The sequence below is a fragment of the Pedobacter terrestris genome, assembly GCF_052343045.1.
In the GTDB taxonomy this organism is placed as follows: domain Bacteria; phylum Bacteroidota; class Bacteroidia; order Sphingobacteriales; family Sphingobacteriaceae; genus Pedobacter.
The window spans coordinates 2,776,157-2,789,595 of record NZ_CP180264.1 but is presented as its reverse complement, the minus strand read 5'-3'; the positions used below and the strand labels follow the sequence as shown (position 1 = coordinate 2,789,595).

At 38.8% G+C, this 13,439-nt stretch carries 9 protein-coding genes; 8 read left to right on the top strand and 1 reads right to left on the bottom strand.

Translation table 11 applies throughout. The features are described 5' to 3' along the window. Positions 1–5 precede the first annotated feature (5 nt). Complete coding sequence (locus tag ACJVDH_RS11790; protein ID WP_443943604.1) at positions 6–1,514, bottom strand: sodium:solute symporter; 1,509 nt, start codon at positions 1,512–1,514, stop codon at positions 6–8. A 150-nt stretch (positions 1,515–1,664) separates the two neighbouring features. On the opposite strand from ACJVDH_RS11790, the gene recR reads away from it, so the two are divergent. The 8 genes from recR to ligD all read left to right on the top strand — a co-directional run bounded on the left by recR (position 1,665) and on the right by ligD (position 13,370). Next, positions 1,665–2,282, top strand: a complete 618-nt coding sequence (recR, locus tag ACJVDH_RS11785) for a recombination mediator RecR (protein WP_443943603.1) — start codon at positions 1,665–1,667, stop codon at positions 2,280–2,282. Between the two features lie 67 nt (positions 2,283–2,349). Then, on the top strand, positions 2,350–3,171 hold the full coding sequence (locus ACJVDH_RS11780; protein ID WP_443943602.1) for an SDR family oxidoreductase: 822 nt from the start codon (positions 2,350–2,352) through the stop codon (positions 3,169–3,171). Between the two features lie 2,609 nt (positions 3,172–5,780). After that, a complete protein-coding gene (locus tag ACJVDH_RS11775; protein WP_443943601.1) occupies positions 5,781–6,587 on the top strand; it encodes an alpha/beta hydrolase in 807 nt (268 codons plus the stop codon). A gap of 288 nt (positions 6,588–6,875) precedes the next feature. Continuing rightward, positions 6,876–7,865 carry an anthranilate phosphoribosyltransferase gene (trpD, locus tag ACJVDH_RS11770; RefSeq protein ID WP_443943600.1) on the top strand — a complete coding sequence of 330 codons (990 nt, stop codon included), beginning with the start codon at positions 6,876–6,878 and terminating at the stop codon, positions 7,863–7,865. Continuing rightward, entirely contained in the window at positions 7,859–8,488 is a 630-nt protein-coding gene (locus tag ACJVDH_RS11765; protein ID WP_443943599.1) for a phosphoribosylanthranilate isomerase, read from the top strand. Before trpD ends, ACJVDH_RS11765 begins: the two co-directional genes overlap by 7 nt. 33 nt (positions 8,489–8,521) lie before the next feature. Further along, positions 8,522–9,703 carry a tryptophan synthase subunit beta gene (gene trpB / locus ACJVDH_RS11760; RefSeq protein ID WP_443943598.1) on the top strand — a complete coding sequence of 394 codons (1,182 nt, stop codon included), beginning with the start codon at positions 8,522–8,524 and terminating at the stop codon, positions 9,701–9,703. 49 nt (positions 9,704–9,752) lie between these two features. Then, on the top strand, positions 9,753–10,517 hold the full coding sequence (gene trpA / locus ACJVDH_RS11755) for a tryptophan synthase subunit alpha (RefSeq protein WP_443943597.1): 765 nt from the start codon (positions 9,753–9,755) through the stop codon (positions 10,515–10,517). A gap of 150 nt (positions 10,518–10,667) precedes the next feature. Then, positions 10,668–13,370 (top strand): DNA ligase D, encoded by a 2,703-nt coding sequence (gene ligD, locus ACJVDH_RS11750; protein WP_443943596.1) that lies wholly within the window; start codon positions 10,668–10,670, stop codon positions 13,368–13,370. Positions 13,371–13,439: the final 69 nt, after the last annotated feature.

Below are 13,439 nucleotides of genomic sequence, written 5' to 3'. Positions count from 1 at the left end.
TATTATTAAAATCTGGTTTGCGCATCGGTCTTTTTACTGATGAAGAGCAAACCTAAAAAGGTGATAAATCCGTTAATCAAAATCAGTTCAACACTGAACACATATCCTGCCAATAACACGGTAGAGTAAGTGGATAGCAAGTAACATAAAATTGGTGATATTACACAAACTATTGGTACCAATTTATCGTGTAAACCTCGTTTTTTTACAAACAATCCAAAACTGTATAATCCCAAAAGTGGGCCGTAGGTATACGAAGCAATTAAAAATATAAGACTCACCACAGATGAACTGTTTACTGCATTGATAACAATAATAACCAGGAACATTAAAATTGAAAAGGCAATATGTACACCGTGGCGGGTTTTTACAGAACTTTTGGTGTTCATATCGGCTTTCTTATCCATTCCGAGAAAATCTACGCAAAAGGAGGTGGTGAGCGCAGTAAGTGCAGAATCTGTTGTGGCGAAGGTTGCTGCAGTAAGTCCGAGCATAAAAATAATAGCCGGAATGGCGCCCAAACTGTTCAGCGCAATTTCGGGAAAAAGCAAATCTGTTCTTGGTTTTAAAGTGGCGTGATCGAGCGGGATATTGATGCCGTTTTTACTGGCATAAATGTATAATAACGCACCAACACTCAGGAAAAATACATTCAGGATTACAAAAACACCGGTAAAGGTAAACATGTTTTTTTGTGCTTCTTTGATGGTTTTCATGCTTAGATTTTTCTGCATCAAATCCTGATCCAGGCCGGTCATGGCAATGGTTACAAAAATTCCGCCGATAAATTGTTTACTGAAATTAAACTTGTTAGTAAGGAAATTTTCGAAGAAGAATATCTGTGAATAGCTGCTGTTTTTAACATTTTCAAATGCCTGAGGGATGTTAAAATCCAAGCTTTTGCAAATGAAATAAATCGTTAGGAAAACAGATAAAACGAGGAAAAACGTTTGTAGTGTATCGGTAATGATGATGGTTTTTAGTCCGCCTTTAAAGGTATAAGAGAAAATTAAAGCCAGTGAAATCAAAACGGTAAGCCAAAAAGGAATGCCATAATTTTCAAATATAAATCGTTGTAAAACAATAACAACCAGGTATAGACGCGTTGCAGAACCCAGTGTTCTGCTCAGTAAAAAAATAGATGCAGCGGTTTTATAACTGTAATGGCCAAGTCGTTTTTCGATGTATCCATAAATCGAAGTCAGGTTCATGCGGTAGTACAGAGGCAGCAAAACCGTTGCAATAATAAGAAAGCCAACTGCGTTGCCCAATACGAACTGAAAATATTGGAATTGATTGCCTGCAGGTGCACCAACTTCTCCCGGAACGGAAATAAAGGTAACACCAGAAAGTGCCGTTCCAATCATCCCGAAAGCCACCAAATACCATTTGGAGTTTTTATTGGCGATAAAAAAAGTGGAATTATCAGAAGAATTTTTTGATGTCGCAAATGAAATGATGATTAGCAGCAGGAAATAGCCAATCAGGAAACACAATAGGATGGTTGGTGACATAGTTTTGATTTAAGAGCTAAATGTAAGAATTTAGGTTTTAATGTCAATGACTACACGCTTAAAGCATCTTCTCGAATAACACCGCAATGGAATTGGATTTTTAGCAATCAAACAATTTATCAATCAATCCATTTTGATTATTTTTGTGCCATGAATTTTTCGTCCAAGCTGCTGGAAGATGCGGTAAATGAGTTTTCGAAATTACCTGGTGTGGGACAAAAAACGGCTTTGCGTTTAGTTTTACATTTGTTGAATAAAGAAAAAGAAGAAGTAAACCAGTTTGGCAATACGCTGATTAAGCTAAAAGCCGAAATTAAGAACTGTACGATTTGCCACAATATTTCTGATTATACCACTTGTGAGATTTGTACTGCGCCAAAGCGCGATAAAGAAACCATTTGTGTAGTAGAAGATACTCGAGATGTTATGGCCATTGAAAATACCGGTCAATATTTCGGCGTTTACCATGTTTTGGGTGGATTAATATCGCCGATGGATGGTATTGGCCCGGCAGATCTGTTTATAGAGGGGCTGGTTCAAAGATTATCTGCCGGAAGTATCAAAGAAGTTATTCTGGCTTTAAGTCCAAATATGGAAGGCGATACCACACTATTTTATTTATATAAACGACTTAAAGAATTTAATGTCCCCATAACGACTATTGCACGCGGAATTGCTTTTGGTGGCGAATTGGAATATACGGATGAAATTACCCTCGGCCGTTCGATTGTTACACGCGTACCTTATGAAACGGCAATGATGAAGTAATTCTTCCAAGCTATAATAAAATACTTTCCTGAAAATTATTCAGGCCAAATAACTACACTAAACAAACATGAATTTAAAAGATAAAGTCGTTGTGATTACGGGTGCCTCAAGTGGCATCGGTAAAGCTTGTGCAGAAGAATTTGCCACTCGGGGCGCAAATCTCGTTTTGGCAGCGCGCCAGTATGTTACACTTTGCGAAATTACACAGGCTTTAGAACAGAAATACAACATCCGGGCAGTTGCCGTTCAGGCAGATGTAAGTAAAGAAGAAGATTGTGAACTTATCATTAAACAAACGCTGATTTCTTTTCAGAAAATAGATATTTTGATCAACAATGCAGGTTTATCTATGCGTGCTCTTTTCAATGATTTGGATTTATCGGTAATCCGCAACCTGATGGACGTAAATTTTTGGGGAACAGTGTATTGTACAAAATTTGCACTTCCAGAAATTTTAAAGAGCAAAGGAACTGTTGTTGGTGTATCTTCAATTGCGGGTTTCCGCGGACTGCCTGGGCGTACGGGTTATTCAGCATCAAAATTTGCCATGAATGGCTTTATTGAGTCATTGCGTACAGAACTTTTACACACAGGGGTAAATGTTTTATTGGCATGTCCGGGTTTTACAGCTTCAAATATTCGGGTTACCGCTTTGGCAAAAGATGGTCAGTCGCATGGCGAAACCAGTATGGAAGAAGGTAAAATGATGAGCGCAGAAGAAGTTGCAACTATTATTGCTGATGGGGTTGAAAAACGTAAGAGAACGTTAATTATGACCGGACAAGGGAAACTTGCTGTTTGGATGAATAAACTTTTTCCGGCTTTTGTGGATAAGAAGGTTTTTGATCTGTTCGCGAAAGAAAAAAATCCATTAATTGCTAAAGGATAGCGTTTAAGCTTACGTCTCGATAACGCTTTGAGCATATTAATCGCGGATAAGAATGCTTTACAAACGCTGTGCTATTTCCCGGCTCGTTAAAAACGAGCGGAAGTATTCTTGCGCTTGTTTACAACAAGTGCGCAATTAGTTTTTCGATTGTATCGAATATTAAAAGATTGCGTTGCAAATGCTTTGCTAATTCCCTGCTCGTTGGAAGCGAGCGGGAGTATTCTTGCGCTTGCTTACAACAATTGAGCAAGCGGTTTTCAATTGTATCGAATATTAAAAGATTGCGTTGCAAATGCTGTGCTATTTCCCTGCTCGTTACAAACGAGCGGAAGCATTCTTGCGCTTGTTTACCACAAGTGCACAAGTAGTTTTTCGATTGTATCAAATATTAAAAGATTGCGTTGCAAACGCTGTGCTATTTCCACACTCGTTAGAAACGAGCGGGAGTATTCTTGCGCTTGTTTACCACAAGTGCGCAATTAGTTTTTCGATTGTATCGAATATTAAAAGATTGCATTACAATCGCTTTGCTATTTCCCTGCTCGTTGGAAGCGAGCGGAAGTATTCTTGCGCTTGTTTACCACAAGTGCATAAGCGCTTTTTTGATAGTATCAAATATTAAAAGATTGCGTTGCAAGCTGTGCTATTTCCCTGCTCGTTAAAAACGAGAGGGAGTATTCTTGCGCTTGTTTTTAACGAGTACACAAGTAGTTTTTCGATTGTATCGAATATTGAAAGATTGCGTTGCAAACGCTGTGCTATTTCCCTGCTCGTTAAAAACGAGCGGGAGTATTCTTGCGCTTGTTTACCACAAGTGCGCAATTAGTTTTTCGATTATATCGAATATTGAAAGATTGCGTTGCAAACGCTGTGCTATTTCCCTGCTCGTTACAAACGAGCGGGAGTATTCTTGCGCTTGTTTACCACAAGTGCATAAGCGCTTTTTTGATAGTAACAAATATCAAAAGATTGCGTTGCAAACGCTGTGCTAATTCCCTGCTCGTTACAAACGAGTGGAAGTATTCTTGCGCTTGTTTACCACAAGTGCACAAGTAGTTTTTCGATTGTATCAAATATTAAAAGATTGCGTTGCAAACGCTGTGCTATTTCCACACTCGTTAGAAACGAGCGGGAGTATTCTTGCGCTTGTTTATAACAAGTGCGCAAGTAGTTTTTCGATTGTATCGAATATTGAAAGAATGCGTTGCAAACGCTGTGCTATTTCCACACTCGTTAGAAACGAGCGGGAGTATTCTTGCGCTTGTTTACCACAAGTGCGCAATTAGTTTTTCGATTGTATCGAATATTGAAAGATTGCGTTGCAAACGCTGTGCTATTTCCCTGCTCGTTACAAACGAGCGGGAGTATTCTTGCGCTTGTTTACCACAAGTGCGCAATTAGTTTTTCGATTATATCGAATATTGAAAGATTGCGTTGCAAACGCTGTGCTATTTCCTTGCTCGTTAGAAACGAGCGGAAGCATTCTTGCGCTTGTTTACCACAAGTGCGCAAGTAGTTTTTCGATTATATCGAATATTGAAAGATTGCGTTGCAAACGCTGTGCTATTTCCTTGCTCGTTAGAAACGAGCGGGAGTATTCTTGCGCTTGTTTACCACAAGTGCGCAAGTAGTTTTTCGATTGTATCGAATATTGAAAGAATGCGTTGCAAACGCTGTGCTATTTCCTTGCTCGTTAGAAACGAGCGGGAGTATTCTTGCGCTTGTTTGCAACAAGTGCACAAGTAGTTTTTTGATAGTATCAAATATTAAAAGATTGCGTTGCAAGCTGTGCTATTTCCCTGCTCGTTAAAAACGAGCGGGAGTATTCTTGCGCTTGTTTTTAACGAGTACACAAGTAGTTTTTCGATTGTATCGAATATTGAAAGATTGCGTTGCAAACGCTGTGCTATTTCCACACTCGTTAGAAACGAGCGGGAGTATTCTTGCGCTTGTTTACCACAAGTGCACAAGTAGTTTTTCGATTGTATCAAATATTAAAAGATTGCGTTGCAAACGCTGTGCTATTTCCACACTCGTTAGAAACGAGCGGGAGTATTCTTGCGCTTGTTTATAACAAGTGCGCAAGTAGTTTTTCGATTGTATCAAATATTAAAAGATTGCGTTGCAAACGCTGTGCTATTTCCACACTCGTTAGAAACGAGCGGGAGTATTCTTGCGCTTGTTTACAACAAGTGCGCAAGTAGTTTTTCGATTGTATCGAATATTGAAAGAATGCGTTGCAAACGCTGTGCTATTTCCTTGCTCGTTCGAAACGAGCGGGAGTATTCTTGCGCTTGTTTACCACAAGTACATAAGCGCTTTTTTGATAGTAACAAATATCAAAAGATTGCGTTGCAAACGCTGTGCTAATTCCCTGCTCGTTACAAACGAGTGGAAGTATTCTTGCGCTTGTTTACCACAAGTGCACAAGTAAGTTTTTCGATTGTATCGAATAGTTAAAGAATTACATTGTAAATGCGATCCCTACGAGTTTTATAGATTAAACGTAAATAAGAATGCGATCGAGAAACATCCAAAAGCAGAACAATTTCGTTCATTTTTATGTTGAAAGATAAATTTTACCCATGTTAAAATACGGCTTTATACTAATGTTTCTTTTCCAAGCCCTGATTTCTGTTGCGCAGGTTAAAAAAATCAAAAATATCCAATATGTACACAACAATTCCATCGCGAACACGCTAAATGTATATTACAAAGCAGACGGCATAAAAGATAAACCAGTTATTATATTTATACATGGTGGTTCATGGAGCAGTGGTAAAAAGGAAACGTACTGGTGGCTTGGCCGCAATTTTGCCAGAAAAGGTGCAGTTGCTGTAATCATAAATTATCCTCTGGCTCCAGATGCGCAATATGAGAAAATGGCTGAAGATTGTGCTTTGGCAATTAAATGGGTGCGCGATAGTATTTCGAAATTTGAAGGCAATACAAAAAAGATCTTCGTAATGGGACATTCAGCTGGTGCACATTTAGCCGAGTTGATTAACGCTGATCCACGTTATTTTAAGCAAGCCGGAATATCCAATCCAATTAAAGGACTCATTTTAAATGATCCTTTCGGTTTGGATATTCATGAATATTTATTGGAAGCTGAAAAAGATGATTACTATTATGATTTCTTGCGAACGTTTACCAAGAAGCCAGAAGTGTGGACAGAGGCATCGCCGCTAAACTATGTAAACAACATCCATAACCCGCATTTGCTCTTTTACGGCGGTAAAACTTATGGTGCAATCCGTTTGCAAACTCCAAGATTGTATGAACGCCTCAAACAAAATGGTGTTGATGTAGAAATTAAAGAAATTAAAGGAAAAAAGCATGTACCGATGATTGCGCAGATGATATTTGGTGGCAACAAATTGTATGAATACATCCTCGCGTTTATCAATCGTTAAGCAAAGAAACATTTTGGTGAAATAAGTAATCCTTTTTACCTTTTTTTAAAAACATTTTGGAATTTTAAAAAACTATCTTAATATTTGCCTCCATACAAAATGACAAATACAAACTTAAATAACAAATGGTGGTGGCATAACGATAATCGTTAGGCACTTTTGTTGTATATTTAAAAATATTTACAGTTACGAACAGGATTGCCCAAAAAGCAATCCTTTTTTTATGCACTTTTCTCCGGTCGAGATTGAAAACCATAGCGTTTAAGTGCTCAAATTGAATAGGTTAAAATGAAACAGATCTTAAATCATTTATTCGAAAATAAAACTTTTAGTCGCGAGCAAGCTAAAAATATTCTCATTTCGATTGCTCAGGGCGAGTTTAACAATTCGCAGATTGCATCTTTTATCACGGCATATGCCATGCGAAATATTACGGTTGATGAGTTGCAGGGATTTCGCGATGCGATGCTGGATCTCTGCGTGAAAACAGACCTGTCAGGATATGACCTTATTGATCTTTGTGGAACCGGCGGCGACGGAAAAAATACCTTCAACATTTCAACCTTGTCTTCATTTGTTGTGGCAGGCGCGGGTCATCATGTTGCCAAACACGGAAATTACGGCGTATCTTCAGGTTGTGGATCTTCAAACGTAATGGAATATTTGGGCTACAATTTTACCAACGATCAGGATACGTTGAAACGGAATCTCGACACAGCCGGAATTTGTTTTCTTCATGCACCACTTTTCAATCCGGCGATGAAAACCGTAGCGCCAATTCGTAAAGAGTTGGGCATTAAAACTTTTTTTAATATGCTTGGACCAATGGTAAATCCAGGCCAACCCAAATATCAGATGGTTGGTGTTTTTAGCCTGGAATTGGCCCGACTTTATGCGTATTTGTATCAAGAAACGGATAAAAATTACACCATTGTACATGCGCTGGAAGGTTATGATGAAATTTCACTTACCTGCGATGTAAAAACCTTTAACAATAAAGGCGAGCAGGTTTTGACGTTACAGGAAATGGGATTCGATCGTGTTTCCACTTCAGAAATTAAAGGAGGAGATACCGTAGAATCATCTGCTAAAATTTTTATGGACGTGCTAAATGGAGAAGCAACAGATATCCAAAATAATGTAGTGCTTTGCAATTCTGCATTGGCCATCAGAACAATAAAGCCACAAATGTCTTTCGCAGATTGCTATTACGAAGCAGAAGAATCATTGTTAAGTAAAAAGGCATTAAACAGTTTTAAACAATTGTTGGCATGTTAAAAATAAAAGTATGCGGTATGACATTGGCAGCAAATATTGCAGCAGTTGCAGCAGCCAAGCCAGAGTATATGGGATTTATTTTTTACGATAAATCGCCACGTGCCATTAGTAGCGTATCTGCAGAGCTTATAAAATACATTCCAGCAGAAATTAAAACCGTAGGTGTTTTCGTAAATGAAACACCTCAAATTGTTCGGAAAAACGTAAGCCAGTTTAACTTATCTGCCGTTCAACTTCACGGACAGGAAAATCCGGCATATTGTACGGAGTTGAAAAAAGAATTTCAGCAGTTGGAAATCATTAAAGCATTTGGAATTGATGAAGATTTTGATTTCGACAGCCTGGAGCCTTACCTCAATGTGGTAGACTATTTCCTTTTTGATACCAAAACAAAAATGCATGGCGGTTCTGGAAAAACCTTCGATTGGTCTATCTTAGCACAATATACATTTTTTAAACCTTATTTTTTAAGCGGAGGAATAGATTTGGAGCATCACACCTCCATAAAAAATATTAAAGACGAGCGGTTGTATGCATTGGATATCAACAGCAAGTTTGAAACTCAAGCCGGTGTTAAAAACGCAGAAAAGGTTTCAGAATTTATACAAGAAATCAGAAAATAAAACCCTGCCTAGCGCAAGGTAAAAAACACAGATATGAAATACAAAGTAAACGAAAAAGGATATTACGGAGATTTTGGCGGTGCTTATATCCCGGAAATGCTGTATCCGAATGTAGAAGAACTTCGTCAAAATTATCTTAACATTATTGATGATGAAGATTTTCAGCAGGAATTTCATCAGCTGCTGAAAGATTATGTTGGCCGTCCTTCGCCATTATATTTGGCAAAGCGTCTTTCAGAAAGATACGGCGCAAATATTTTCCTCAAACGGGAAGATTTAAACCATACCGGCGCACATAAAGTTAACAACACCATCGGGCAGATTTTACTTGCCGAAAAGCTGGGTAAAAAACGCATCATTGCAGAAACCGGTGCCGGGCAACATGGCGTTGCCACTGCAACTGTTTGTGCTTTACGCGGATTAGAATGTGTGGTGTATATGGGCGAGGTTGATATTCAAAGGCAGGCACCAAACGTGGCACGAATGAAAATGCTTGGTGCTAAAGTAGTTTCGGCAACATCGGGAAGTAAAACACTGAAAGATGCCACAAATGAAGCCATGCGCGATTGGATCAACAATCCGGTAGATACACATTACATCATTGGTTCTGTAGTTGGTCCGCATCCTTATCCAGATATGGTAGCGTTGTTCCAGTCTGTAATTTCTGAAGAAGCTAAAAAACAATTGCTTGAGAAAACCGGTAACAATAAACCAGATTATGTTCTGGCTTGTGTTGGTGGTGGCAGCAATGCTATGGGTATGTTTTATCATTTTCTTGACGATGAAGATGTAAAACTTATTGCGGTTGAAGCTGCGGGAAAAGGCGTGAGTTCTGGTTTGTCTGCAGCTACAACGTATTTAGGTAAAGAAGGTGTTTTGCATGGCAGCAGAAGTATTTTAATGCAAACGCCAGATGGCCAGGTTGTGGAACCACATTCTGTTTCTGCCGGATTGGATTACCCCGGAATTGGCCCACAACATGCACATTTATTTAAAAGCGGTAGGGGAGAATATGTTTCCATTACAGATGATGAAAGTTTAGATGCAGGTTTATTGCTTACACAGTTGGAAGGTATTATTCCGGCAATAGAAAGTGCACATGCATTGGCTTACCTGGAAAAAATGAATTTTAAAGGCGGCGAAAACGTGATTGTTTGCTTGTCTGGCCGCGGCGATAAAGATTTGGATACGTATATCAAACACTTTAACCTGTAGAAGAATCGTCATTGCTTCGTGCTTCGCAATGACGGAAAAAAGAAAAAACATGAACAGAATTAAACAACTCTTCGAAACGAAGAAAAATATATTATCAATTTATTATACTGCCGGATATCCGAACCTGGGCGATACCATTCAAATTGCTGAAGCCTTGGAGAAATCTGGTGCAGATATGCTTGAAATTGGGTTTCCTTATTCAGATCCTGTTGCAGATGGACCAGTTATTCAGGCCAGCAGCAAACAATCGCTGGATCAGGGTATGACTTTACCACTTCTTTTTGAGCAACTTAAAGACCTTCGTAAAAACGTCACTATTCCAGTACTATTAATGGGATATGTAAATCCCGTTCTTCAGTTTGGTGTTGAAAATTTTTGTAAATCTTGCGCCGAAGTTGGTGTGGATGGTTGTATTGTACCCGATTTGCCTATGGCAGAATATGAAGAGTTTTACAAAGAATGTTTTGTAGAACACGGTGTAAGCAATGTTTTTCTGATTACGCCACATACAGCAGACGCAAGGATTCGTAAAATTGACGATTTGAGCAATGGTTTCATTTATCTTTTGTCTTCGTCAGCAACTACGGGTAAAAACCTCGAAGTTGGAAATACTACTGAAAGGTATTTCGAGCGAATTGCGGCAATGGAGCTGAATAATCCAACCATGATTGGCTTCGGAATTAGCGATAAAACGACTTTTGATAAAGCCTGTTCTTACGCAAACGGTGCAATTATTGGAACCGCTTTTGTAAAAGCAATTGCCGAAGGCAACATCGAAGAAAATGTATCAAACTTTATGAAAAAGTTTAAATAAAAAAGTAGAATAATTTGCCATTTCTGGCACAGAAGCGCTCAATTTTATGAGCGCTTTTTTTGTTTCTTGTATTTCATTAAGCGACAAAAAACTTTTTATGTCGACTGCATGTTCTGCTTGAAAGATCATTTTGCAACTAAAGTGTACGCCATGAGTCTGGTAAAATATAAAGAGAAACGCGATTTTTCAAAAACAAAAGAACCAAAGTCTGGTAAAAGTTCTGACGCTCAAAAATTACATTTTGTGATTCAAAAACACGATGCTTCACGCCTGCATTATGATTTCAGGCTGGAAATGAAAGGCGTGTTAAAAAGTTGGGCTGTACCGAAAGGACCTTCTACAGATCCGAAAACGAAACGTTTGGCGATGATGGTAGAAGACCATCCTTACGATTATCGTGATTTTGAAGGCATTATACCAAAAGGCGAGTATGGCGGAGGAACGGTAATTGTTTGGGACGAAGGAACTTATGAGCCCATTGAAAAAATATCCGGAAAAAAGGCTCAGGAAAAACATTTGCTCGATGCGCTAAAAACCGGTTCGCTTAAAATTGTACTTCACGGAGAAAAACTGCAGGGCGAATTTGCTTTGGTGCGTACAAATGGAATGGGCGAAAACAGTTGGTTGCTCATTAAACATGACGATGAATTTGCTTCTAAAACAGATATCACTAAAAAAGACAAATCGGTAATTTCCGGCCACACAATTGCAGAAACCGAGAAAAATGCGGAAAAGGTTTGGGACGACGGAAAAGCAAAAACTATTAAGAAAACAGAAGCCCTTCTGGATAAAAAAGGAAAAAAAGAATTGAAGGCTGTAGGTGAAAAGAAAGACCTGAATCCGGCAAGCCTCATCAAAAAAGGCAAAAGACAAACATTTCCCGAAGAAATAAAACCAATGCTTGCCACATTGGTAGATGCGCCTTTTGACGATCCGGATTGGCAATATGAAGTAAAATGGGATGGATATAGAACTCTGGCCGCATTAAAGAAAGGAAAATTGGCGCTCACTTCCCGCAACAACAAATCTTACAATGAGAAATTTTATCCGATTTATAATCTGATACAGAAATGGGATTTAGACGTGGTTTTGGATGGAGAAATTATTGTATTGAATCAGAATGGCGTATCTGATTTTGGAGCGTTGCAAAATTGGAGAAGTGAAGCCGATGGAGAATTGGTTTACTATGTATTCGATTTGATTTGGTACAAAGGAAAAAATTTGATGGAATTGCCTTTAACCGAACGTCAGGCAATTTTAAATGATATTCTGCCCACAACAGATGATCGTGTACGTTTAGGAAAAGTATTTAAGGCGCGGGGAACAGATTTTTTTAACGCGGCACAACGCCTCGGTTTAGAAGGTATAATCGCCAAAAAAATGGATTCTACGTATTCTCCAAACCGGCGCTCAAAAGAATGGCTTAAAATTAAAATTCACAAAAGGCAAGAGGTGGTGATTGCCGGATATACTAAGAATGAATCGACCTCGAAAAATTTCAGCTCGCTGTTGCTTGGCATATATGAAAATAAAAAACTGGTGTACGTTGGTAAAGTTGGAACCGGTTTTTCCAATCAATTACAGAAAGACTTACTAAAACAGTTTAAGCCACTTGAAGTAAAAGAAGTGCCTTTTGATGTTGTTCCCGATGTAAACAAGCCATCGCGTTTCCGGCCAAATCCGCCAAAAGCAAGCGTTACCTGGCTAAAACCAGAACTGGTTTGCGAGGTCGCGTTTACAGAAGTAACGGACGATGGCGTTTTCAGGCATCCATCTTTTCAAGGCATGCGGGAAGATAAAAACGCAAAAGCTGTAATGCGCGAAACTGAAGCCGAGGTACAGAAAGTTGTGAACAAAAATAAGAAAGATACTGCGCACAATACAGCGCTAAAACCTCCTAAAAACACAGATCGGAAATCTTTATTGAACCCGAAAGACCAGACGCAAGTTCGGAAAATAAACAGCCACGAAATCAAATTTACAAATCTGAGCAAAATCTACTGGCCTGAAGATAAAGTAACTAAACGCGATATGTTTAATTACTATTATCAGGTTGCCGAATATATTTTACCTTATCTTAAAGATCGGCCTCAATCGTTAAACCGTTTCCCGAATGGCATTCACGGGGCGAGTTTTTATCAAAAAGATGTGAAAGGAAAAGCACCAGATTGGATTGAGACTTTTCCATATGAAACCAGCGATGGCGAGAAAAAGGAATATATGGTGGCAACAAACGAAGCCAGTTTAATGTGGATGGCAAGTTTGGGTTGTATAGAAATTAATCCTTGGTTTAGTCGGGTTAAAACTCCCGACAAGCCGGATTACTGTGTCATTGATCTTGATCCGGATAAAAAACACACCACTTTTGAGCAGACAATACAGGCGGCCCAAAAAGTTAAAGAAGTATTGGATGCTATAGAAGTTGATGGATACTGTAAAACTTCCGGATCAACCGGGATCCACATTTATATACCGCTAAATGCGAAGTACAGTTATGATCAGAGCCAGATGTTTGCCCGTTTAATTGTAGACATTGTTCATCATCAAATTCCGGAATTTACATCGCTTGAGCGCATGATCAGCGCACGGAAAGGAAAAATGTACTTAGATTTTTTACAGAACAGACCCGGAGCTACAATTGCTGGGCCATATTCGCTTCGACCAAAACCCGGCGCCACTGTTTCTATGCCACTGCATTGGGACGAGGTAAAAAAAGGTTTAAAAATGAAAGATTTTACCATATGGAACGCAATAGACCGGTTGAAACAAGAAGGTGATTTATTTAAAGGCGTTTTAGGAAAAGGAATCGACTTAAAAAAAGCAATACAGAAAGCAAAAAGCATCTTCGGATAGTCATAATCCGTATGACTTATACCGTTTTTTTGGCGCTTAGTCTTCATTAATTATATTTGGAAAAATATT